25 protein-coding genes are annotated in these 22,895 nt (G+C 65.9%); 11 read left to right on the top strand and 14 right to left on the bottom strand.

Annotated elements, in window-relative coordinates; translation table 11 throughout:
* Positions 1–78: 78 nt before the first annotated feature.
* From fliF to AACG61_RS17955, 5 genes are all read left to right on the top strand, one after another.
* Complete coding sequence (gene fliF, locus AACG61_RS17975) at positions 79–1,728, top strand: flagellar basal-body MS-ring/collar protein FliF (protein WP_411839733.1); 1,650 nt, start codon at positions 79–81, stop codon at positions 1,726–1,728.
* On the top strand, positions 1,709–2,368 hold the full coding sequence (locus tag AACG61_RS17970) for a hypothetical protein (RefSeq protein ID WP_411839732.1): 660 nt from the start codon (positions 1,709–1,711) through the stop codon (positions 2,366–2,368). Before fliF ends, AACG61_RS17970 begins: the two co-directional genes overlap by 20 nt.
* Before the next feature lie 103 nt (positions 2,369–2,471).
* Positions 2,472–2,723: a FliM/FliN family flagellar motor switch protein gene (locus AACG61_RS17965; protein ID WP_411839731.1), complete on the top strand. Its 252-nt coding sequence runs from the start codon at positions 2,472–2,474 to the stop codon at positions 2,721–2,723.
* Positions 2,723–3,580, top strand: coding sequence for a flagellar type III secretion system pore protein FliP (locus AACG61_RS17960; protein ID WP_411839730.1), 858 nt, complete (start codon positions 2,723–2,725; stop codon positions 3,578–3,580). The genes AACG61_RS17965 and AACG61_RS17960 overlap by 1 nt, the downstream gene beginning before the upstream one ends.
* Positions 3,581–3,588: 8 nt before the next feature.
* Positions 3,589–4,608, top strand: a complete 1,020-nt coding sequence (locus AACG61_RS17955) for a flagellar motor switch protein FliG (RefSeq protein ID WP_411839729.1) — start codon at positions 3,589–3,591, stop codon at positions 4,606–4,608.
* A 67-nt stretch (positions 4,609–4,675) separates the two neighbouring features.
* Here the strand turns inward: AACG61_RS17955 and AACG61_RS17950 are convergent, their stop codons facing one another.
* From AACG61_RS17950 to AACG61_RS17895, 12 genes are all read right to left on the bottom strand, one after another.
* Positions 4,676–5,488, bottom strand: a complete 813-nt coding sequence (locus tag AACG61_RS17950; protein ID WP_411839728.1) for a DUF1217 domain-containing protein — start codon at positions 5,486–5,488, stop codon at positions 4,676–4,678.
* Positions 5,485–5,898: a flagellar biosynthesis repressor FlbT gene (locus AACG61_RS17945; protein WP_411839727.1), complete on the bottom strand. Its 414-nt coding sequence runs from the start codon at positions 5,896–5,898 to the stop codon at positions 5,485–5,487. The genes AACG61_RS17950 and AACG61_RS17945 overlap by 4 nt, the downstream gene beginning before the upstream one ends.
* On the bottom strand, positions 5,895–6,290 hold the full coding sequence (locus AACG61_RS17940) for a flagellar biosynthesis regulator FlaF (protein WP_411839726.1): 396 nt from the start codon (positions 6,288–6,290) through the stop codon (positions 5,895–5,897). Before AACG61_RS17940 ends, AACG61_RS17945 begins: the two co-directional genes overlap by 4 nt.
* A gap of 104 nt (positions 6,291–6,394) precedes the next feature.
* Positions 6,395–7,342 carry a flagellin gene (locus tag AACG61_RS17935; RefSeq protein WP_411839725.1) on the bottom strand — a complete coding sequence of 316 codons (948 nt, stop codon included), beginning with the start codon at positions 7,340–7,342 and terminating at the stop codon, positions 6,395–6,397.
* Between the two features lie 114 nt (positions 7,343–7,456).
* The gene (locus AACG61_RS17930; protein ID WP_411839724.1) at positions 7,457–7,930 is read right to left on the bottom strand and encodes a hypothetical protein; all 474 of its coding nucleotides are present in this window, start codon (positions 7,928–7,930) and stop codon (positions 7,457–7,459) included.
* Positions 7,931–7,971: 41 nt separating this feature from the next.
* Entirely contained in the window at positions 7,972–8,268 is a 297-nt protein-coding gene (locus tag AACG61_RS17925; protein ID WP_411839723.1) for a rod-binding protein, read from the bottom strand.
* Positions 8,268–9,377, bottom strand: coding sequence for a flagellar basal body P-ring protein FlgI (locus AACG61_RS17920; RefSeq protein ID WP_411839722.1), 1,110 nt, complete (start codon positions 9,375–9,377; stop codon positions 8,268–8,270). Before AACG61_RS17920 ends, AACG61_RS17925 begins: the two co-directional genes overlap by 1 nt.
* A gap of 63 nt (positions 9,378–9,440) precedes the next feature.
* Positions 9,441–10,127, bottom strand: a complete 687-nt coding sequence (locus tag AACG61_RS17915) for a response regulator transcription factor (RefSeq protein ID WP_411839721.1) — start codon at positions 10,125–10,127, stop codon at positions 9,441–9,443.
* Positions 10,128–10,189: 62 nt separating this feature from the next.
* Positions 10,190–11,095, bottom strand: a complete 906-nt coding sequence (locus AACG61_RS17910; protein ID WP_411839720.1) for a flagellin — start codon at positions 11,093–11,095, stop codon at positions 10,190–10,192.
* Between the two features lie 14 nt (positions 11,096–11,109).
* On the bottom strand, positions 11,110–12,510 hold the full coding sequence (gene flgK / locus AACG61_RS17905; RefSeq protein WP_411839719.1) for a flagellar hook-associated protein FlgK: 1,401 nt from the start codon (positions 12,508–12,510) through the stop codon (positions 11,110–11,112).
* Between the two features lie 14 nt (positions 12,511–12,524).
* Positions 12,525–13,826 carry a flagellar hook protein FlgE gene (locus AACG61_RS17900; protein ID WP_411839718.1) on the bottom strand — a complete coding sequence of 434 codons (1,302 nt, stop codon included), beginning with the start codon at positions 13,824–13,826 and terminating at the stop codon, positions 12,525–12,527.
* 21 nt (positions 13,827–13,847) lie between these two features.
* Entirely contained in the window at positions 13,848–15,698 is a 1,851-nt protein-coding gene (locus tag AACG61_RS17895) for a tetratricopeptide repeat protein (RefSeq protein ID WP_411839717.1), read from the bottom strand.
* 122 nt (positions 15,699–15,820) lie between these two features.
* Here AACG61_RS17895 and AACG61_RS17890 point away from each other — a divergent pair, with 122 nt between their 5' ends.
* From AACG61_RS17890 to AACG61_RS17870, 5 genes are read left to right on the top strand one after another with little or no spacing between them, the layout of a single operon-like run.
* Complete coding sequence (locus AACG61_RS17890; RefSeq protein WP_411839716.1) at positions 15,821–16,564, top strand: flagellar hook-basal body complex protein; 744 nt, start codon at positions 15,821–15,823, stop codon at positions 16,562–16,564.
* Between the two features lie 11 nt (positions 16,565–16,575).
* Positions 16,576–17,361, top strand: a complete 786-nt coding sequence (gene flgG, locus AACG61_RS17885; RefSeq protein ID WP_411839715.1) for a flagellar basal-body rod protein FlgG — start codon at positions 16,576–16,578, stop codon at positions 17,359–17,361.
* Positions 17,362–17,371: 10 nt separating this feature from the next.
* Entirely contained in the window at positions 17,372–18,067 is a 696-nt protein-coding gene (gene flgA / locus AACG61_RS17880; RefSeq protein WP_411839714.1) for a flagellar basal body P-ring formation chaperone FlgA, read from the top strand.
* Between the two features lie 12 nt (positions 18,068–18,079).
* Positions 18,080–18,799, top strand: coding sequence for a flagellar basal body L-ring protein FlgH (flgH, locus tag AACG61_RS17875; RefSeq protein WP_411839713.1), 720 nt, complete (start codon positions 18,080–18,082; stop codon positions 18,797–18,799).
* Positions 18,800–18,815: 16 nt separating this feature from the next.
* Positions 18,816–19,328 carry a hypothetical protein gene (locus tag AACG61_RS17870; protein WP_411839712.1) on the top strand — a complete coding sequence of 171 codons (513 nt, stop codon included), beginning with the start codon at positions 18,816–18,818 and terminating at the stop codon, positions 19,326–19,328.
* 59 nt (positions 19,329–19,387) lie between these two features.
* Here the strand turns inward: AACG61_RS17870 and AACG61_RS17865 are convergent, their stop codons facing one another.
* Together AACG61_RS17865 and AACG61_RS17860 are read right to left on the bottom strand one after the other, a co-directional pair.
* On the bottom strand, positions 19,388–20,053 hold the full coding sequence (locus AACG61_RS17865; protein WP_411839711.1) for a flagellar hook assembly protein FlgD: 666 nt from the start codon (positions 20,051–20,053) through the stop codon (positions 19,388–19,390).
* A gap of 12 nt (positions 20,054–20,065) precedes the next feature.
* A complete protein-coding gene (locus AACG61_RS17860; protein WP_411839710.1) occupies positions 20,066–21,841 on the bottom strand; it encodes a flagellar hook-length control protein FliK in 1,776 nt (591 codons plus the stop codon).
* Positions 21,842–21,942: 101 nt separating this feature from the next.
* On the opposite strand from AACG61_RS17860, the gene AACG61_RS17855 reads away from it, so the two are divergent.
* Positions 21,943–22,872: a flagellar motor protein MotB gene (locus AACG61_RS17855; protein WP_411839709.1), complete on the top strand. Its 930-nt coding sequence runs from the start codon at positions 21,943–21,945 to the stop codon at positions 22,870–22,872.
* Positions 22,873–22,895 lie beyond the last annotated feature (23 nt).

Below are 22,895 nucleotides of genomic sequence, written 5' to 3'. Positions count from 1 at the left end.
GACAAGACCAGCCGCCCCGCAATCTGGCCGGTTGACTGGAAAAAACGTTTCAGGATCACCCCGGGATGAAAGACTGACGTGAAGCAAATTCTCGAAAACCTGAAGGCGCTGGGCACGCGCAGGCTCATTGCGCTCGGCGGCGTCGGAGCCGCGGTCATCGCCTTCACCGTCATTGCCGCCCTCTATCTCGTCCAGCCCGAATACCGACCGCTCTCGACAGGCCTGTCATCGACGGAGGCCTCGCGGATCATGACCGAGCTGGAGACCGCAGGATACAAGCCGCAGGTCAGCAATGACGGGGCCACCGTCATGCTGCCCTCCGGCGACATCGCCCGCGCGCGCATGGTGATCGCCTCCGCCGGCCTGGTCGGAAATTCGGTCCCGGGCTGGGAGCTCTTCGATGCATCTCCCGGACTCGGCACCACCAGTTTCACGCAGCGCATTCAGCGCCTCCGCGCGCTCGAAGGTGAGCTGATCCGTTCAATCGTGACGATGGAGCCGGTCGAGGACGCCCGGGTCCATATCGTGCTGCCCGAGCGCGAGGCCTTCTCCCAGGACCGACCCGTCGCGTCGGCCAGCGTCGTGGTCAAGACCGCGCGCGGGCTGCCGCTCGAGCGGGTGAATGCCATCGCGATCCGGAACCTGGTGGCGAACGCCATTCCTGACCTTGCGGCGGACCGGGTCACGATCCTGTCCGCAAGCGGCGAAACCATCCTGAGCGCGGAGTCCGACAACCCGGGCTCGGCCGGTTCCGAGCAACGGCTGAACATCGAGGACCGGATCGCCACGAACATCGAGAGCATCATCTCTGCGCGGGTCGGGGCCGGGAATGTGCGTGTCCGGGTGACGGCCGACATCTCATCCGAACGACGCATCGAGGTTTCGCAGAGCTACGACCCCGACCAGCAGGTGGCGTCCCGCGTCATGACCATGGACGAGCAGAACAGTTCCAGCGATGGATCGAGCGGCTCGGTGGATGTCGCGAACAACATGCCCGGCTTCGAGACCGGTGCAGGCAGCGGCTCGACCAGCCAGGAGGACCGCAGCCGCTCGCAGAACGAGACGGACTACGTCATCGGCAATACCCGCACCGAGCGTGTCATCGAGCCGGGAGAACTGCGCCGCCTGAGCGTCGCGATCCTGGTGAACGGGACCATGGACGGCGAGACCTATGTCGAGCGCACCGCCGAGGAGCTGGCAGATCTTGAGGTCCTGGCCCGCTCCGCGGCAGGTGTGAGCGAGGAGCGGGGCGACGTGCTCGAGGTGCGCAGCCTGAGGTTCGCGGATGGCGTCTACGACTTCGCGTCCGACACGCCCTGGTATCGGTCCCTCCTCGAGGACAATCTGGGCCTCCTGATCAAGGCGGGGATCTTTCTTGGCGCACTGCTGATCCTGGCGATCTTCCTGTTCCGGCCGGTGCTGCGCCGAATCTTCGGCGATGATCGGATGCAGGTCGCTCAGGCGGCGCCGATGGATCAGGCCACGGGCATGCCGCGCGGTGAGGACACGGACACGGCCGTGCAGGATCCCGCCCCGGCGAGTGCGACCCAGGATGACGAAGGCGAGCGCATGCAGATCCACTCCGTGAGCGGTGGGGTGCTGAAGAAGCACATCAGGATGGTCGGCGAGATGGTCGATGCCAATCCGGAGGAATCCGTCCGCATCATGCGCGGATGGCTGAACCAGAAATCGAGCCTGATGGTCAAAGATGAACCTGTTCACCCGTAATTTCGACGAGGAAGGCCGAAAGGCCGCCCTTGCCGCCGACGCGGCGCGGCTTGCCGCCCCCGGACATGTCCTCACGGATGCAGAGCTCCGCGTCCGTCTCGAGGAGGCGCGGGCCGAAGGACGCAGGGTGGGCCATGCCGAGGGACTCGATGCCGGGCGGGCCGAGGCGCTCGCCGGTGCGGAAGCCCGGGCATGCGAGGCCATGGGCCCGCTGACCGCCGCGCTGACCGAGCTTTCCGGCGCGAGGGACGAATATCGGGCCGCGGTGCTGCGCGACATGGGTGGCTTTCTCAAGGGGGTCGCCGACCGGCTCCTCCCCCATGTCGAGGCGCTTGTGGGGCAGGATCACCTCATGGCTGAGATCGACCGGATCAGCCGGCATGCGCTGGGCGCGGAGCGCATCCGCATCAGGGTCTCGCCGGAGATCATGCCGGCGGTGCGCAGACGGATCCTGGCGTCGCTCGACTTCGATGAGGAGCGCATGTCGCGTTTCACCCTGACGGCTGATGATGCCTTGGGCCCGCTCGATGTCACCGCGCAATGGCCCTCGGGAGGATCGGAATACTCTTTCCGCCGCCTCACGAATGCGATAAAAGATATGATCGACGATATCGCGTCAGCGCCCATTGCAGACCGATAGACGAACACCTGGAGATTTACCCACGATGAGCACCGACAAGAGCCCGATCGACGATCTTGCGAAAAATGAAATCCACACTCCGGACTCGCGATCCGATGAGGGCATGCTCTCCATCATGGCGATCGAGATGGACATGCGGGTGATCCTGGGGACCGCCCGCCTGCCCGTCAACCAGATCCTGGAACTGGCCAGCGGTTCGGTGGTGGAGCTGGACCGCCGCTTCGGTCAGCTTCTCGATGTCGAGATCGGCGGTCGCCGGGTCGCGCGCGGGGAGATCGTCCGCATCGACGAAACCGGCGGCCTCGGGATCAAGATGACCGAGATCACCAAAGAATACCTGCCCAAGTCCGCCTGATGCGGACCCTCGGCGCGGTCGCTGCTGCGGCCCTTATCATCATCCCCGGCCTGGTCATGGCGCAGGACATGCCGGCCGGCATCGGAGAGGCCATCGGCCAGCTCGGGCAGGCGCTCGGTGGGGCCTCCCCGCAAGGCACGTCGAGCGGTGAGCTGAGCGGCCGTGCGATACAGCTCTTCGCGCTCATGACGGTCCTGGCGGTGGCGCCGGGCCTCCTGATCTGCCTGACCTCCTTCACCCGCTTCGTCATCGTCTTCTCGATGCTGCGCTCGGCTCTCGGTCTGAACCAGAGCCCGCCGAACATGGTGATCACCTCGCTGGCGCTCTTCATGACATTCTTCGTCATGCAGCCGGTTTTCACCGATGCCTGGGAGGATGGCATCTCGCCGCTGGTGGAGGGATCCATCACGGAAGAACAGGCCTTCCAGCGCGCCGCGGAGCCCTTTCACCGCTTCATGCTGGCGAACACCCGGGAGGCGGATCTGGCCCTCTTCGTGCGGATGGCCCATGAGGGACGGCCCGGCGGTGCCGACCCCGCGGAGGAGGGCGCGGACGTGATGTCCGCCGCAGACAACATCTCCGGCATCCTGCCCGAGAACCGAGCGGACGTGGCCTGGTCCACCCTGATCCCAGCATTCATGATCTCGGAGCTCCGTCGCGCCTTCACCATCGGGTTCCTGATCTATGTGCCCTTCTTCGTCATCGACCTGATCGTGGCAGGGATCCTGATGGGGGCCGGGATGATGATGCTGTCGCCCATGGTGGTGTCCCTGCCCTTCAAGGTCATCTTCTTCGTGCTGATCGACGGCTGGTATAAGCTGGCCGGCTCGCTGATGCAGTCCTACGCAATATATTGAGACCCCCCATGCTCCTCACCGACGACAATCCACACCTGAGCGGCATCGAGAAGACCGCGATCCTGGTTCTGTGCCTTCAGGGCGAGGAAGGCCGCGGACAGAAGCTGCTCTCCATGCTCAGCGAGGAAGAGGTGCAGCAGGTCGTCCGCGCGATCGTGACGCTGGGCACCGTGCCCGGCGCTGCGGTCGAGAAGGTCATCGAGGAATTCATCCAGACCATGTCGAACGGGGCCGGCGTCATCGGCTCGGCCGAGGAGGCAAAACGCATCCTGGCCGGACTGCTGCCCTCGGAGCGCATCGACGATCTTCTCGACGAGATGCGCGGCCCGCGCAACACCCGCAGCATCTGGGAGGGCTTCAATGCGCTCAGCGAGATGACCATCGCGGATTACCTGCGCGACGAGCACCCCCAGACCATCGCCGCGATCATGTCCAAGATCAAGCCGGACGTGGCCGCCCGGACCATTCCGCTCTTCGGGCGGGACCGCATGGTCGACATCAGTCTCAGGATGATGAAGATCGACACGCTGCCACGCCACGTGCTCGATGCGATCGAGGAGACCGTCCAGGCCGAGTTCCTCGCATCCGCGACCCGCAAGGGCGGCCAGGACGTGCCGCAGCGCATGGCGGACATCTACAACAAGATGGACGCCGCGGTCTTCGAGGACATCTCGGAAGAACTCTCGAAGGCCTCGCCGGAAGCGTTCGACGAAATCAAGAAGCGCATGTTCACCTTCGACGACCTCATCAGGCTGGACCGGAACAGCCTGTCCCGCCTGATCCGCAACTGCGACGTGGCCCAGCTGACCCTAGCGCTGCGCGGTGTCAAGAAACCGGTCCGGGACGCGTTCCTGGAAACGCTCACCCAGCGCGCCCGGGAGAACGTCCAGGCCGAGATGGAGGCGGTGCCGCAGGTTCCGCTGAAGGAGGCGCGGCGCGCGCAGGCCGACATCATCGACATGGCCATGGATCTGGCACTCCAGGGTCAGATCCGGCTTCCGACCAGCGCGGACGAATTCGTCAGCTGAGGGATCGTTGAGAAAAAAGGGCCGGATCATCGATCCGGCCCTTTCCCGATCAGGAAACGTGCACCATTTAACGTGGAGCAGACCATCCTGTTAGCGCCTCCAGGTCAATGGTCACCTTGTTCCAGGAGCCGCTCGAGGTGGTGCTGCCGAAAAGGCTCGCGATCAAATCCTGCCCGGCCATGTAGGCACTGTTCGCGTCATTGATCGCGGCGTATTTGCTCAGGAGAGACTGGACCTTCTCCGGATCCTGCAGGTCCTCGATGTCCATCTTCCTCGATAGGAGCCGCGCCTGGGCATCGATATTGGCCTTGCCGAGGTCCTCGGGCAACCCCAGTGCCGTGCGCACCACCGCTGACATGCGCTCATCGGCCAGCACCGAATACCAGCTCTTCATATCGGCGGCGTGCTGCTCGAAATAGAGACCGTCCCCGACCGTCGCGCTCACCGCGGTCTGCGTGTCTATGAGCCGCTGGTCGATATAGCGGGCGACCATACCGTCCACCCATTCCGCCTTGCCGAAATCATCCGGCGCGGCGCCGTCGGATCCGAAGCCCAGCGTTTCGGCCATGACCTTGAAGGCGCCGGAATTCATCCTTGCCGCCAGAGAGGATTTCTCCGCGGGGTCCGTGACCAGGATCTTCTTCATCATGCCCTTGGCGTAGAGCTGATCCTCGAAGCCGAAGCTCTTCATGACGAAGCTGAAGACCTCGAAATCCTCGGTCAGCTCTTCGACCGAGCCGATCGAGCCGATCCGCTCCCTGAACGCGGCGATCTCGCGTCTGGAGGTGGGATCCTTCTCGATGTTCGTCTCGAACTTGTCACGCTCCCGCCCGATCAGCTTCAGCGCCAGGAAGGAGGACATGCCGGAGGTGTCGATCATGCCGCATCCCCCGCGGTTTCACGGATCCGCCTCATCAGCACATCCTCGTGTCTGATCAGCGGGATCGTCGCCCGCCAGGCCTTGTAGAACTCGCCCGCCTCGACCAGCCGGATGACCGTTGCGAGCTGCTCACCCCGATCGGCCAGGAGGATGCCGGACAGATCCCTGGCGATACGGTCAATCTGCACGAGCGCCTCCGCCCGGTCCGCCGGGCTCACGAGCGCCACCTGGATCTGCAGGCCGAGGCACCTGGCCGGGGTCGTGGCGGTCCGGGCCTCGAGGATCTCGTCGCCGCGCAGGACGTCGGCCCGCGTGACCACCTCGAAGGAAGCCCGCTGCGGGCCGTTGATCAGGATGCACCCGTTGATGATCAGCTTCTCGCCGGGGCGGAGCTTGAGGCGCAGGCTCATGATCCGACCCCGGTCGCCTGGCCGGAAAGGCCGCCGATGATGCTGTCGTTCATGTCGACCAGCGGCTTCAGGTCGCCCCGTCCGCCCAGGATCGCCGCGGTATGGCGCTCGACGAAGCTTGAGATCGAGATCAGGTCGGCACGAAGCGCCGGGGGCAGCTGATTGCTGGGCGAGATCAGGTCGAGCCGGATCACCATCCAGAATTTCAGGTTGTCGGCGAGCGCATCGCGCAGGCCCTCGCTCAGCATCCTCAGCCTGTCGATCTTGTCGGCCGTGTCGAACGCGCCGATCATCGGGAAGAGCCGCCCGTTCAGGCGCGACAGGATCTGACGCTCGGTCTCGCGCGGGGTCGCGACTTCGCGGATGGTGCGCCGATAGGCGTTGAGGCTCATGGTCTGCTCCCTGCTTCTGCTTTGGGATGGATCGCTGGTCTGGACAGGAGAATGGGGGCCGCCCCCACGGCGCGGCCCCCATGTCATTCTTCAGGCGCGCGGCCTTACTGGAACAGCTGCTGCACGTTCTGCGGCGCCGAGTTGGCGATCGACAGCGCCTGCGTGGCCAGGGCCTGCTGCGTCTGGAAGGCCTTCAGGCGTGCGGCTTCCTCTTCCATGTCGGCGTCGATCATGGCGCCCACGCCGGTATCGATGTTGTCGACGACCTTGTTCAGGAATTCCTGCTGGTTCTCGATCGACTTCTCCGACTGACCCAGCTTGGTGGCGATGTCGGTGACGTCGCTCAGCACGGTTTCGGCCGAGGCCAGGGCGCCGGACAGGAAGGCCTCGCCGGTGGTGCCGTCGCCGGCATTGGTCGCGAAGTCGGTCGCCAGCGCCTTGAAGTCGCCGACCAGCTTGTTCATGTCGTAGGTGCCGACGGTGATCGAGGTGGTGCCATAGGTGCCACCGGCGCGGGTGATGCCGGTCACGACGTTGCGGTCCGCGGCGATGGCCGGCTCGCCGGCCGCCTCGGTGGTCGCGCCGGTGCGGGTCAGGACGCCGGTCGCGGCATCGACGGTGCCGTCAGCCGCGTTGGTGCCGCCGGCGCCCAGCATGTCGTCCCCGTTGAAGGTCGACTGCGACAGCGTGGTCTCCATCTGCTTGACCAGCTCGTTCAGGTCGTTCTCGATCTCGGCCTCGCCGCCCTTCGAGCCCTGGGCGAAGGCGACCTTCTCCATGAACTGCTTGGCCAGGTCCTGGATCGTCTCGGCGCCCAGGCGGGCCGAGGCGGTCGAGTTCTTGGACAGGGTCAGGCCCTCGTTGATCGACTCGTAGACGGCGCTGTCGCCCTGCATCGTCTTGGAGATCTGGAAATAGGCGGCGCTGTCCTTGGACGAGGACACCTTCAGGCCGGTCGAGATGCGGTCCTGGGTCGTCTCCAGGTTCTTGTTCACGTCGCGCAGCGCGGAGAGGGCGTTCATCGCGGACGAGTTGGTGATCAACGAGGTCATGTGGCAGTCCTTTGCGTTCTTGCTTTAGCCGGTGCTTTGAGCACCATGCGAATTTTCGCAAAGTCGTTATAGGGTTCCTTCGGTTTCCTCGAGGTTTCCATAGCGCAGGAAATATCAGATTTTTCGCAAAGAGTGCTTGTCACCCCCTGTCAGATCCTTCCGCAGTCTTCCGGTCTTGTCATAGACGCCCTCGAGGCTCTGACGCTTGCGGATGCGGTCCACCTCCGAGAGGATGGTGTGAGAGGCGGCCGCCACGCCCGCGATAAGGTTGGCGTTCAGTCGCAGCTCCTCCGCCAGGGCGCGAAGGCGGACCTTCACCGCATGGATGTCCTCGCGATCGAGCTTCAGCTGCGGCTCGATCATCGGCTGGCGGATCGTCAGGAGCCGGAGCAGCTCCTGCTTCCTGCGAAAGTAGGCCGCGACCCGGCCGGTGTCGGCCAGCCGCAACGCGTCGTTCTCCAAGCGGAGCAGATCGACGGTTTCCTGCACCAGTCCGGAGAATTCATCGAGATTGGACAGGTCCTCGTCCGTGACGATGGCCCGCTCCCCGGCATCCTCATGCTCCTGACGCGCCTTGCGCTCGCGCAACCGGATGCCGAGCCGCGATATGGCCTCGCGGGGAGATACGATCATTCAACCCCTCCGCTCTTCTCCATGGATGCCCGGATCCGCTCCGCGAGCCCGATGCCGCCGGTCTCGGCCATGATGCGGCCGATCTCGTTGCCCAGGACGCTGCGGAACATCTCCTCTCCCATGCCGCCGTTCATGGTCTTGGGCATGGTGTCCTTCATCATGTCATTGACCATGGTGCCCAGCATCATGGCCTCGAACTCCGTCGCGGCATCCGCGGCTGCGGATCTCGGGGTCTGCGCCCGCGGCGCGCGCGCCGCGTCGAGGCCCACCAAACCTTTGGTGAGCGCATCCATCAGATGATCTCCAGGTCGGCGTGGAGTGCGCCCGCTGCCTTGATGGACTGAAGGATGGAGATGGTCTGGCGGGCCCCGATGCCGATGGCGTTGAGACCGTCGACCAGCTGGCGCAGGCTGACATCGCCGTCCAGGACCGCAAAGCCGCTGTCGACATCCTCCACCTCGATCCGCGTCTGGGGGATGACGACGGTGTCCCCCACCGAGATCGGGGCCGGCTGAACGACCGCCGCGCCCTCCTGGACTGTGACCGTCAATCCGCCCTGGGAGACGGCGACCTCGCCGATGCGGACATTCGCCCCGATCACGATCGTCCCGGATTTAGAGTCGATGACCACCCGGGCGGTGGTGTCCGGCGTCACGCTGATCTGCTCGATCCTGGCCAGCATCTCCGGAATGCTGGAAGCGTCGCGGGGCCTCACCTCGACCGTGCCCGGATCGAGCATGCTCGCCGTGGCAACCCCGCTGCGGGCGATGGCATCGGTGATCCGCTTCGCGGTGGTGGCATCCGACTGGCGCAGCGAAAGGCGGATGCTGTCCATACGGCCCAGGTCGAATTCGATCTCCTGCTCCACGATGGCGCCGTTCTCGATGCGGGCCACGGTCGGCACGCCCTCCGTCACGGAGGCCGCGTTGCCCTGCGCGCTGAAGCCGGAGACCGCGACAGGTCCCTGCCCGACCGCATAGATCTGACCGTCCGCGCCATTCAGCGGTGTTACGAGAAGCGTGCCTCCACGAAGGGATTTCGCATCGCCGAGCGAAGACACGACCACATCGATCGGGCTACCCAGCCGCGCATAGGGCGGCAGGGTCGCAGTGACCATGACCGCCGCGGTGTTGCGCGTCTTGAGCGCCTCGTCGGACAGATTGCCGACGCCGAGACGGCCCAGCATCCCTTCCAGGGACTTCCGGGTGAAGCTGGAATTGCGCAACTCGTCCCCGGTCCCGTTGAGGCCCACGACCAGACCGTAGCCGATCAGCTGGTTCTCGCGGACGCCCTCGAAGGTCACGATATCCTTGATCCGGACATCCGCGCTGGCCGGGGTCGCGATGGAGGACATCGCCAGGAGAGCGGCGGCAAGCGTGGCACGGAGCATCGAGGAATCCATCAATGAAGTTCAATTTCGCATTCTAGCAGGAATGCCGGCGCATCGCCAGACGCATCCTGCCGTTCAGCCCGCCAACGAGATGCGGTATCCCTGCCCCTTGCAGGTCGTGATCGGGTCGAAAAGCCTCTGGCACTGCTCCTCGAACTTCCTGCGGATCTTGAAGATGTGCAGGTCGACGGCCTTGGGCTGCGGCGGATCGCTGCTCAGGCCATAGAGCGCATCGTAGAGCGCCTGCCTCGGAACGGCCTTCGGTGCATGGCCGATCAGGAAGGACAGTATGCTGCGTTCCGTGGGCGTGAGATTGATCTCCACCCCGTCGACGCTGAAGCTCCCCACGTCCGGCGCGTAGCACAGGTCTCCGACCCGGATGACCCCGCTCTCCGGCTCGGTGAGCGCACGCTTGCGGCAGGCCGCACGGATCCGGGCCATGAACTCGTCGGGCCCGCAATCCGGACGGATGACGTCATCCGCACCCGCATCCAGAAGCCGTGGGGCATTCAGTGCATCGGCGCCGATGACGAGGATGGGGCTCGACGGGCTCTTTGCGCGGAGGCGGCCGATCCGCTCGGCCGCATCCCTGCGCGGGGCCAGGACGATCGGGACCTGGCCGGCAAGATCCGGATGCGCGTGGTGGAGCCCGTCGCATGCGTCATCGATGTCCACCTCCTCGACAAGCGTGTCGATGCGGCCGATCCGACCCCTGAACCGGGAAGCGGGCCATTCCGCGGTGCCGCAGAAATAGATGCGCAACGCAATCCTCCATGAATTCTTTCAGGATGGCACCCGGGCCTCTTCGGGCCCGGGCGGAACGCTCAGATGTGGTTGAGCAGGGACAGCTGATAGAGTTGCGCGGTCACCGCATAGGTCGAATCCAGCTTGGCCTTGGAGGCGGCCAGCCGGGTCGCCGCCTCCTCCGGGTCGGCACCCTCGACCTCCATGATGGTGTTGTTGTAGCCGGCAGACAGGTTCCGCTGGGAGGCGATCTTCGCCTCCAGGGTGGACTGCGCGCTGCCATGCGCGGCTTCGAGGGCGATCAGTCCATCGAGGCCCGCCCCGAGCGCGCCCATCTGGGATGCGCCGAAGGCCGCACGGTCGGCCACGCTCATCGCCTCGTAGTCAGCGTTGGCAAGCGCGCTCAGGGCATCGATCGTCGCCCGGATCTCGGGACTGTCGGCGCGTGGCGCGATGGTCAGGGCCGTTGCGGCATCCACGTCGATCCGCGCCCTGAAATCGCCTGTCGCGTCGCCCTGGTATGTGTAGCCGCCGGCACCATCGGCCACGAAGGGGGGCGTATCGGTCGCCTGGCCGGAGAAGAGGTATTCGCCCCCATATGCGGTGTTGAACTGGGTCACGATGCCCTCGAGCGCGGCGCGGGCGGTCTGCCTGAGCGTGGTCGGGTCGTTGATCCAGGCCTGGTCCTGGATGAGGACCGACTGCACATCGCGTGCGGTGTCGCGCGCGGCGCCCAGGAGGTTTGCGGCCGTGTCCATCTTTCCGGCGATCAGGGTGTTCGCCGTGATGTAGGTGTCCGCCACCGCCTTGCTGTTGCGCAGCTCCAGGCTTATGCCGGTCCGCCCGGAGCTGGTCTCGTAGACATCGCTCACCAGGCCGGTCGATATCTCCTGCGTGACCGACTGGATGTCGCCCTTGGTCTTCTTCATCGCATCGAGAAGGGTGTCGTATTGCTGCGCGGTGCTGACGCGGGAAATCGTGGTCATGGTTCTCTCCTGAATCAGACGGCCGCGATCAGGCTGTCGATCATTTCGCTGGCTGTAGACACGATCTTCGCGTTGGCCGCGTAGGCCTGCTGGATCGCGAGAAGGTTCTGGAGCTCCTCGTCGACATCGACACCCTGCATGTTCGAGCGCGATGAGCTGGTGATGCTGGCCGAAACGGACTGACGCTCGTATCCGGTCTCCGCATTCACGCGCTCGGACTGCTGGCGTGCCACGATGGAGGGCACAAGCGAGACCAAGGACCTCTGTGCGGATCCGTCCGCCACATCGACCTGGACCGGGGTGTTGATCGCATCGAGCATTCCGTCGATGATGCTCGTGTCGCCACTCAGGCGCGCCGGATCACCGCCGCTGTGGAGCACGGCCACCTCGCCGCCCCGGGCCGGATCCGCCACCGCATTGATCGCGATGCGCGCGGCCAGCCCGGCCCGGGCCCCCGGGTCATAGGCATTGCCCGCATCGGTGAAGAGGCCCATGCCGCTGCCCGGGACGAGTTCGGCCAGGCGGCCGGTGCCCTCCACCAGCCCGCCCGCGATCGTGTCGAGATCGGCCTGCCAGGCCGGAAGCGTGCGGTCGCGCATCTCGAAGAGACCGGCCAGGGATCCGGATGCGAACCCGCGCGTGGTGGCGCCGGGCGTGATCTCGATCCCACCCGCCCGCAATGTCCCGCCGACCCTGTCGAAACCGATCGTCGCGGCCTTGTTGTTGACCAGGAGCTCCGTGCCGCCACCGCTGTGGATTTGGGTCATGCCGCGGCTGTCCGTGGTGATCTTGACGTCCATGATGCCCGCGATGGTATCGAGAGCGCGGTCGAGCCGGTCCTGCTGGTTCGTCAGCTCCATGGATCCGTCCGGAGACTGCAGGACTGCCAGGTTGATGTTGGCCACCTCGTTCAGCGCCGCGTTGAGATCCCCGACATCCAGCACGATCGAGGCATCGACCTCGGAGGCCACGCCGTCGAGGACCGATGACATGGCGTTGAGGTTCCCTGCCAGAGCCTTGGCGGATGCCAGTGCCGATTGCTGCGCGGCGCTCGAATTCGGGCTGATCGCCAGCGCGGCAAGATCCGTGCTGAACTGGGACAGATATGCGGCCGGGGAGGTTTCGTCGTTGGGCTGGCCGAGGATGTCCGTATAGGCGGTCATCCCGTCCACCAGCTGCCGCTGATGGGCCAGATCCGAGATGTTGCTCCGGTCGAGCCGGTTCAGCATCTGGTCGACGCGCCGATCGATGCTGGCGATCTTGACGCCGCCGGACTGGAGGGTCTCGGTCTGGGCCGTCTTTCGGACATAGCCCGGAGTGTCGGAATTGGAGATGTTGCGCGACACGATCTCCGCCCGGGTCGCAGTCGTCCCCAGGGCGGATTTCGCCACGCTCAGTGCGGAATTGAGGCTCACGTCCTGACTCCGGATCAGCGCTTCATGCTGACAGCTTCCTGAAGCATGTCATCGGCGGTGGTGATGGTCTTGGTGTTGCTCGAGTAGGCGCGCTGGATGCGGATCATGTCCGTCAGCTCAGTGGCGATGTCCACGTTGGAATCCTCGAGCATGCCGCTGACGATGTCGCCCGCGGGCGTCTCGCCGGAGCCGTAGAGCCGCAGGCTGCCGCTGTCCTTGCTCAGCGCCCAGGCGTTGCCGGTCTTGGTCTCGAGGCCGGTCGGGCTGTCGACCATCGCGATCGGCACCTCGAACAGCTTCACCCGGCTGCCATCGTCATAGACCCCGTAGACCGCGCCCTTGTCGTCGAATTCGGTCGACATCATCTGCGCGACCGCGCGACCGTCCATGCTGAAGGTCTGGGGCGTGTCGTCGCCTGCGAACTGCGTCATGCCGTCGTAGGTGCCCGCCGCGCCGAGACCCAGGGTCAGCGTCTGCGGGACCGCACCGTTGTCCACCGTCAGCGTGATGACGCCGGTCGCGGGATCGATGGCGAAGGCCGAGGGCGCGGCGAGGCCCGCATCCTGCGTGCCGACATAGCTCAGCGGCGCGCCGGGCGTGAGACCCGAATCCGCGAACTCCGTCTCCACGGTCCCGTAGACCGTGCCGTCGGCGCCGGCGACGGTCAGCGTCCACAGGTTGTCGGTCGTATTCGAGGCCTGCCAGCTCAGCCTCATCTCCTCCTTGGCGCCGAGCGCATTGACGAAGGACATGGTCGAGACGATCGGATCGACAGCCTGGCCGGTGCCGGTGTCGTAGGAGGACAGGTTGCCGGATACGGTCCCGCCGGTCGTGGGCGTCGTCGTGATGCCCTTGTCGGAGACGTTGACGGTCGAAAGCGAGCCGAAGCTCGTCCGGTCCGTCGCACCGACGCTGCCGGTGATGTCAGCCTCGAAGCCTGCGAGGTAGTAGCCGGCCGCGTTGACCAGGTTGCCTTCCTCGTCCGCAGTGAAGGATCCGGCCCGGGTCAGCATGAAGTCTGTCTGGTTGGTCGGGTTGGGCACCTTGGAGACGACGAAGAAGCCCGACCCGGAAATGGCCAGATCCGTGCCGCTGTCCGAGCTGGACAGGTTCGAGGAATTGCCGATGGTGTTGCCGGTCTGGGTCGTGACGCTCTTTCCGGAAGCAGAGCCTGCGCTCAGCGTGACGAAGTTCTCGAAGCTGCGCTTGTAGCCGGTCGTCCCGCTGTTGGCGATGTTTTCGGCCACACGGGTCACAGCCCTGGAATTTGCGCCGAGACCGGCGACGGCCGTCTCCATGGCCTGGGAAATCGACATGGGTTGGTGGTCCTCTCAGTCTTATTCGGTTTCTTTATTCGCATCGTCGGCCGAAGCCGTCTCCGCCCTGACGCGTTCGGCAAGCGCGGCGGCGGTCTCGAGCATCTTCTCGGAGACCTCGCCGTTGAAGCGCGTGAGATCGGGCGCCTCGCGCAGGGATGCGTCCAGAAGCGCGTCGAGATAGTCCCGTTCTCCGCCAGGCATGTCTTGCGTGTCAGATCCGAGCCCCTCGTGGACAACGGATTTCGCATGATGATACCGGCTCCTCATTGCCATTGGAAGGGTCTTGCCGGTGGACAAGTGTCGATCCCAGGCGGCCAACGCGGCATGAAGATTGCCTACCTCGAAATGGATCCTCCCGATATGAAGGTAGTCGTCCCCAGTAAAATAAGGGGTTTCACCGCCCTCACGCGCGATCTTTTCGAGTTCCGCAGGTCCCGCGACACGTAGCGCGGCCGAGAGGATCTGTGGCCTGTCGCGGATCTCCGGGCCGAAATCATCGAGCAATGCGGCCAAGACGGGCCGATCTGCGGGCCCGAGGAGCCCGATCAGCCCCTCCAGCGTGGCTGAGCGGTCCGGGCGCGAAATTTCCGGATTTTCTGCATCGTCAAGAGCGAGGATCGCCTCGTATTCGCTTCTGGCCATCATCGTGAGCCCCGCATCCGCGATCTTCGAGGCCAGCATGTTCCTGCTCCGGTGCCATCCGTCCAGGTCCGCCATCGAGGGCTCCAGCTCGCGCAGGAGGCGGACTGCATCGGCAAGTTGGGCAGCATCGCCGTCCAGCTCGTCGATACGGCGCGCAAGGATGCGCACCGAGCGACCACGGGCCAGCTCGGCCTGCGGCTCCAGGGGATATTCGATCAGGATCCGCGCCATGGCCTTGAGGGCGGCCGGTGCATCTCCCAGGCGCTCGGAGACCTCGGCATGACGGGTCAGGAGCAGGAGCGCGAGGCGGTCTCCCCGCCATTCATCGAGGCCCGTCGCGATGAGCCGCTGAAGGTTTTCGAGCGCGGACCGCTTCTGCCCGGGCTCGTCGAGAACCAGTTCCGCGATGCCAAGCCTGGCCCTGATCGCATATTCTCCGCGCTGCGCCGCGGCCTTGCCGTATTCGACGAAGGCGTCCTCGGAATGCCCCTCCATGCGGAGGATCTCGGCATCGAGAAAATGCCCGAGCGCTGTTCCTGCGACACCGGATGTCTGCTTGGTGATGGCGTGAAGTGCCCGCGCGGCGTCCATGTCGCCGCTCCGGCGGACGGCCTCGATCAGAAGCGGGATCGACCTCCGGATCACCGGCGCCGACTGGCGCGCAAGCCCAGAACCGACCGCCAGGACCTCGGCCCCCGACGGGTCGGCCATGGAACGCAGCGCGCCCAGCGCGGCGAAGTAGCCGCCGCTGCCGGCCGCACCGGCCTGCGGAATGGGGCCGATATCCGGCTCCGCACCCATCAGGCGCAGCGCGCCTGACAGATCGACGATCCTCGCGCGCTGCGTGCCTGAGAGCCCCTCCCCGTCCGTCAAGGCCACGATGCGTTCGAGCGCACCCGCGGATTCCCGGAACAATCCGCCGGCCAGAAGGACGCGGGCATGCTCGAGCCAGCCATCGATGTCCTTCGAGGATGGGACGTCGGACATACCCGCACGGTAGAGATCCGGGAAGTCGGCCTCGGCCACATCCGCGGTGTCTGACCAGGATGGCCGGGGCGCGGCGAGTGTCCGGTCAGGGGACGAAATGGCCTCGGGGGCGATCGGCCCCATGACCTCGAGAGGTGCATCTGCACCTGCGGCACTGTCCGGGAGGCTCTGGGCGAAGGCGGTCTGCAGGACGATCGGGAGGACCGCCAAGGCCCCGATGAGGTATTTTTTTGCAGCCATGTCTTCCAACCAATGAGCGGAATTGCTAGTATGCGAAAACCGTTGCGGAGGACTATACGGCCTATGCCTTGGAGCCGCAACCACCCAGCCGGATGCGCAGGCGCCGGAAGCGTTGAGGATTGATGGACAATATCGGATACATCTCGCTGTCCGCGGCGGCGATGCTGGAACGCACGCTCGACGTGACCGCGAACAACTTGGCGAATGCGAATTCCGGAGGTTTCCGTGCATCCCGCAACGCCTTCGAGGAACTGCTTGCCGACACCCGGCGCGCGGGCGACCGCGAGAACGTGAGCTATGCGCTCGACCGAAGCTATGTGGACATGTCCGCGGGACCTCTCGAGGAAACCGGCAATCCTCTGGATCTGGCGATCCGAGGCTCGGCATGGTTCGGCTACCAGGGCGCGGACGGCACCGTGGGCCTCGGCCGCGACGGGCGTTTCGCCGTGGATCAGGAGGGCATGCTGCGCACCTCCGCCGGTCTGGCCGTGCTCGATGCGGGCGGCGGCCCGGTCATGATCCCGCCCGGCAGCGGGGACATCAGCGTCGCTGCGGACGGCACGATCGTGAGCGAGGGGGGCGAAGTGGTCGGTCAGATCGGCCTCTTCGACGAGCCCCGGATCGCGGCCTGGCTGCCTGCAGGCGACGGAATGTTCGTCCCGCCTCAGGGCGCGGCCGAACTGGCCGCCTCGATCGACAGCACGATGATCCAGGGCTTCACTGAGGGCTCCAACGTAAATCCGGTCCTCGAGATGACCCGAATGATCGATGTCCAGCGGGCCTATGACCGCTCCATGACCGTCGCGAACGGCGCCGACGAGCTCCGCAAACAGACACTGGCCCGCCTCGGCAAGCCGTCGACCTAAGGATTGACCCCATGAAAGCACTCGGCATTGCCGCGACCGGCATGAATGCCCAGCAGGCGAACGTGGACGTGATCGCGAACAACATCGCGAACGCCAGCACGACCGGCTACAAGGCGGGGCGCGCGCAGTTTCAGGATCTGCTCTACCAGTCGCTGCGGCGCGAAGGGGCACCTACCGCGGATGGCGACACCCTGACCCCGGTGGCGACCGATATCGGTCTTGGCGTGCGCGCGGCCGGCGTCAAGCGGCTGCACACCCAGGGCGGCCTCACGCAGACCGGCAACGATCTCGATCTGGCCATCGAGGGCCGCGGATATTTCGTCGTGAACCGTCCGGACGGCACGGTGGCCTATACGCGCGACGGCAATTTCAGCCGGTCTGCGGAGGGCGAGATCGTGACGCTCGAAGGCTATCCGGTCGACCCCGGCATGGTGATCCCCGAAAACACCACCAAGGTGGAGATCTCCCTGAACGGCACGGTCTCGGCCTATGTGGGCGATGCGATGGAACCGGAGGTCCTGGGCGAGATCGGCCTGGCCACGTTCATCAACGATGCGGGCCTGCAGGCTGTCGGCGGCAATCTGTTCCTGGAGAGCGTGGCATCCGGCCCTGCGGCGATCCAGGTGCCGGGCGAGGAGGGAACCGGCCTCCTGCGTCAGGGCTACACGGAGGGCTCGAACGTGGACACGGTCAAGCAGATCACGGACCTGATCATGGCCCAGCGTGTCTACGAGATGAATTCGAAGGCGATCACGGCGGCGGACGAGATGCTGCAGACCGCGAACCAGATCCGCTGAGGTGATGTCGATGCACAGCAGAAGCGTGCGCCGCTCCGCGACCCTTGCACTCCTGCTTCTCGGCTCGGCACCCGTGCCAGCCGTCGCGCTCGACCTGCTTCCGGTCGAGATGCTGGTCGAGAACGAGCTGCAGCCGGTCTTTCTCGACCAGATGGTCCTGGAGCCACAGGCGGAGATCGCCATCGAATATGCAGCCCCGCCGCCCGGTGAGGCGGTCCGGGTCGAGGAATTCCGCTTCAATCCGCCGGATGGCCGCTTCATCGCGCGGCTGCGCATGCAGGATGGCGGGCATGTGGACGTCGGTGGCCGCGCCAGGTTGCAGGTCGATGCCTGGGTTCCGGTGCGCCGCATCGAGCAGGGCCAGGTGATCGCCGAGGCCGATCTCCGGGAGGTCCCCTTTCCGGCCGGCTTCCTGAACCTCCATGCCCTCCGATCCAAGGAGGACATCGTGGGTTTCGAGACCCGCCGCGCCCTCCTCCCGGATCGGCCGGTTCAGACGCAGTCCCTGATCGAGCCCCGCGTCATTCACAAGGGCGACAAGGTCACCATCCAGCTCGGCGGGGGCAACGGGCTGAACATCAGCTCGGAAGGCAAGGCGCTCGAGGACGGCGCCAAGGGCACCATGATCCGGGTCGTGAACACCACATCCAACACCATCATCATGGCCGAACCGATCGCTCCGGGCATCGTAGGCGTGACTCAATAAAGCGAAAATATAATGCGTAAAACCCTATTTGCACTGATCTCCCTTCCGGTCCTGGCCGGCTGCGCCTCATACGACGAGACCCGCAACCCTGCGATGCACGACATGGACCTGTCGGCGGCCTCCATTCCGGAGGCGCATACCATTTCGGTGCCGATGCCGGACCCGGTGCCCTATGTCGCGCCGAAGCGCGCAGAGGCCGCCTCCTTGTGGAAGACCGGATCGACCGGCTTCTTCGGCGATCACCGCGCGGCCCGCGTCGGGGACATCCTGACCATCACGATCGACATCGACGACGAGGCCGATCTCAGCAACGCGTCGAACCGCTCGCGCTCGAGCGGCAACAAGGCCGGCGTGGACGCGCTTCTCGGGATCGACGAGGCATCCCTGCCCGCGGGCGGCATCGTCGATCTGAGCGCGAATGCGCGCAGTGCCGGCGCCGGGAACATCTCGCGCAGCGAGGAGGTCAAGCTGCGCGTCGCGGCCACCATCATCCGCACCCTCTCGAACGGGAATTTCGTGATCGCCGGTCGCCAGGAGGTGAAGGTGAACAACGAGCTGCGCGAACTGCGGGTGGCCGGAATCATCCGCCCCGTGGACATCGAGATGAACAATTCGATCCCCTACGACCGGATCGCGGAGGCCCGCATCACCTATGGCGGTCGTGGCCAGCTCTCGCAGGTCCAGCAGCCCCGCTACGGGGAAGACGCGCTGGACGTGATCCTGCCCTACTGAAGATCGAGCCACGCCCATGCTCTCATTCCCGATCCTTCTGGCCATCCCGCTCCTGCCGGCCGCCTTTGCGGCCGGATGGTTCGGGGCCGGCTCCGTCATTCCGGAACCTGTCCCGCCCCAGCCGCTGGCTCCGGCATTCGTGGATATCGGCAACATCCATGTCCGGATGGCCAACCGGGGCCTGCCGGTCGCCTACCGCACCGGCGTCACCCTGGATCCGAACGTCATCGGCACCCCCTCGCTGGCCTGGTTGCGGGACCGCTCGCTGGGGCTGATCGCGCGCGCCGCGGAAATGCCGATGGTCCATTCCCTCCCGGATGCCGGGCCGGAGGCGATCTCGGAGGCCATGTCCAGCTACGCGCCGGACTGGATGCTCCACGTGCAGATGCTGCCATCGGATGATCCGGCCCTGAGCGGTATCGGGGCGAACCAGTGGTCGAAGGGCTCCGGCACTGAGCAGGAAGCGGAGCCGGAAGGCCGAACACCGGCGCCGGCGGAACAGCTCAAGGGTGATCTCACCGCTCCATGAGACGGCAAAGGGCCGGACCTCGACGAGGCCCGGCCCTCTGCACTGACGGCGCGCGGAGCTCAGCTGGCCCGGATGACATCCGCGGCCGAAGCGGTCCGACCACCGGAGAGGCGCAGGACGGTTTCCCCGTCCGAATAGTCCACCCCCAGAACGGTCCCGCTGGCATATGTGCTGTAGGCGCCCGCGGAACCGGTGCCGACGGACAGCGTGACCGTGTAGTTTCCGTCCGCCAGGACATTGCCGGCCGCATCCCTGCCATCCCAGGCCACATCCGTCAGCGCGCCCCCATCCACCGCGCCCAGCGCGATCTGGCGCACCGGCCTGCCGGCGGAATCCCGGATGGTGGCGGTCAGGTCGGTGGCCGAGCTCTCCAGCTCGAAGACGAAACGGCCAACCCCGTCCGAGAGCACGAACTGATCCGTGGGAACGGTGACATTCCGCCCGATCAGCGCGGTCTCGGACAGCGCGCCGGACATGGCCAGTTGCGAGCGCAAAGCCTCCATGTGCTGGTTGGACAGCACGGATTGCTCCACCTGAGTCAGCTGGGCGATCTGGCTCACGAATTCGGTCGACTCCATCGGCTCCAAGGGGTCCTGGTATTTCACCTGGGCAACGAGAAGGTTGATGAAGGTGGTGTAGTCATTGGCCAGCGACGAGAGCGCGCTGTCGGAGGCGGCGGCCCCCGGAAGACCCGCATTGCTCGCGGCCACGGATGAGACGGACATCTTTCAGCTCCTTCAGATGAGGATGTCGACCCCGCCCGGGGCCGTTCTTGTGTCGGCGGGGGCCGCCACCGCGGCCTCCTGCGGAGAGGCCTCGGCGCCCGGGCCGGCCTGAGCTCCCGGCCCCGCGGGCGCGCCCCGGTCCGGTGACCGGTCACGCGCGCCCTGATCGAACCCGGACAGGTCGAAGCCGGAGAGGCCCCGGCCGCCATTCTCCAGCATGCCGCTGATCAACAGCCGATCGGACTGGATCGCGTCCAGCACCATCGGGTTCTGGACCCGCATGCTCATGTGGACCCGGTTCTCATGGTCCTTCGATATCTCGATCTCGATGAGCCCGAGCCCCTGAGGCCTGAGAGTCAGGGTCGTCTTGCCGGTCTCGTCAACCGTGGCCAGGCGCAGCGCGGCGCCCACGTTGCCCAACAGCTGGTGATCGGTGCGCGCGAAACGCCCGGAGGCGGTCCGGGCCGTGCGGGCGCTCTGCTCGGCCACCGCGGCAAGGTCGTATCCCAAGCGCTGGATGGCCCCCTCCGCATCCTCGAAGCCGGTGGCGATGAATGTCTGCGCCGCATCGGCCCCCACCGGCGCGGCTGGCCGGGACACTGCCCGGACCTCGGATCCGGCGTCGCGCGGGACATCCGCGTCCTGACCTCGGGCATCAACGAGACGGGCGGGCTTTCCGGGGAGCGCCGGGTCCATCCCGGATGGCGCTTCGATCATCATGTCGTTGCCGGCCTCCGACTGCGCATGGCGGGCCTCGAGCCTCACAGGGCCCGGGGCCTCTCCGATGCTGGAGGACAGGTCACCGGCGTTCGGGCCGGACCGTTCATGCCCGGCGATGACCCTTCGACCAGGTCCGCCCTCCTCCACCGCAACCGACATGGCGGAGATCGAGCCCGGGCTTTCCGGGATGTCCTGACCGCCCATCCCCATCACCGGCCCGTCAGGCGCGGCCCGCAGGGGATCCACCCGTTCGCCCGTGACGAGCCTGGCCGTCTTCAGGCCGGGCACCTCGAGGGATCCCGTGGGGATGTCCTGCGAATTGCGGGGTGCGGGCGTCCGGATCGGGAATTGCTCCGCCATCGCGACCGCATGGCTCTCGCGAGCCTGCTGCGCCGTGACCTCGGATTCCGGCCGAGCGGCGTCCGCCTGCACGCTCCCTGCATTGCCGGACGGCGTCCAGCTGGTCGCTGGGGGGCAGGACGGCGCGCTTCTGCCGGTCTCCGGCATGCCTGCCGGGCTCTCCGGCATGCCTGCCGGGCTCTCCGGCTCCGCCCCCCGGACCTTGGTTACCGCCGCCCGGACCTCGGTTGCCGCCGCCCGGACCTCGGTTGCCGCCGGTTCGAATGATCCGGCGGCCGCTCCTCGCAGCACGGCGCTCTCCTCTGCCGCCATTCCGGCCTCATTACGGGCTTGGCCCGCCTCCGGCGGATCGAGATGCGGTCCGGGGATTTCCTGGAGCGCGGCCTCGTCGGGCGCGCCCTCTGCATCCGCGCCGACCGGATCCTGAGATGATCCATACTCATGCGGCGTCCTGCCTGCACCCGTGAGAAGTTTCTCGAAGACGGACCCGCCGGGCTCGGCAGGGGCATTGCGCGCGGGAGGCATGGATCCGGTGCCGGCTTTCGGGGCCATGCCGAGATCCATAGGCAGTCCCAGGCCTAGCACGACCCGACTACCGGTCTTTGCGGAAAAATCAACTGCGGTCTCTCTCGTTCTGGCGCTAAAACCGAAGCCGGGCGGTGATCGCGATGGCTCCACAACTTTCTCGGCACGGATGTGGCCAACCATGTCGACCCATAATGCTTGCTGTGCTAGTTTGGCTTAATGCTCATTTTTTCGCAAGATGAAAGAAGGGCGACAACGACCCATGCATTGACCCCCAGGCGAAGATGACACGCAAACCCGGAACGAACGCACCGATCGTCTACAAGAAGATCATCAAGAAGAAGGGCGGCGGACATCACGGCGGTGCCTGGAAGGTTGCCTACGCGGACTTCATGACCGCGATGATGGCATTCTTCCTCCTGCTCTGGATCCTCTCCGAGGCCGGAGAGGGCAAGAGCGAGGCGGTGGCCGCCTACTTCCAGCCGAAATCGCCACTGACCCAGATGGCCGGCAGCGGCGTCCTGGCCGGTGACTCCGTATCGGAAACGGACATCGTGGCCAATCTCGAGGCCGCACCGCCCGCCGAGGATGCCGCGGATGCCCCGCCGGCGCCGGACCAGGCCGCATCCGAGACCCCGTCGAGCAATGATCCCGATAGCCTCGGCGTCGCGACGCGGGCCGACAATCCCTGGGCCACGCTCTTCTCCGACGGCGCCGTGCGGCCGGAGGCCCAGGAGATCGCACCCGACGGGCTCGGCGGGCTTTCGGGGGATGCACGGGCCGCGGTGAACGGGCTCCAGGAGTTCGCCCTGGACAACGCCGACCAGGCCAAGGTCGAGGTCGCCGCCGACGGCACCCTCAAGGTCTCGCTGCTCGATGTGAAGGAGCGCCCCTTCTTCCGGAGCGGCAGCTTCGAGATCACGCCTGAATCCTCGGCTCTGATCGATGCGGTTGTGGCCGGGCTGGCCGATATCGATGGTGTCCTCGTGATCACCGGTCATACGGATGCGGCGCCCTTCAACCGCCCGGGCTACTCGAACTGGGAGTTGTCTGCAGACCGGGCCAATGCTGTGCGGCGGGCGCTGTTGGACCGCGGCGTCGATCCCGCCCGCATGGCCCGCATTTCCGGTCTGGCGGATACCGAGCCGGAGGATGCCGGCAATCCGCTGGCCGACATCAACCGCAGGGTCACGATCGAGATCCATCCGCGCTGATGGGCGCGACCGCAGGATCAGGT

Source organism: Paracoccus sp. ME4 (assembly GCF_046736325.1).
Classification (GTDB): domain Bacteria; phylum Pseudomonadota; class Alphaproteobacteria; order Rhodobacterales; family Rhodobacteraceae; genus Paracoccus.
The sequence above is the reverse complement of the archived record's forward strand: the minus strand, read 5'-3'. Positions and strand labels throughout refer to the sequence as shown.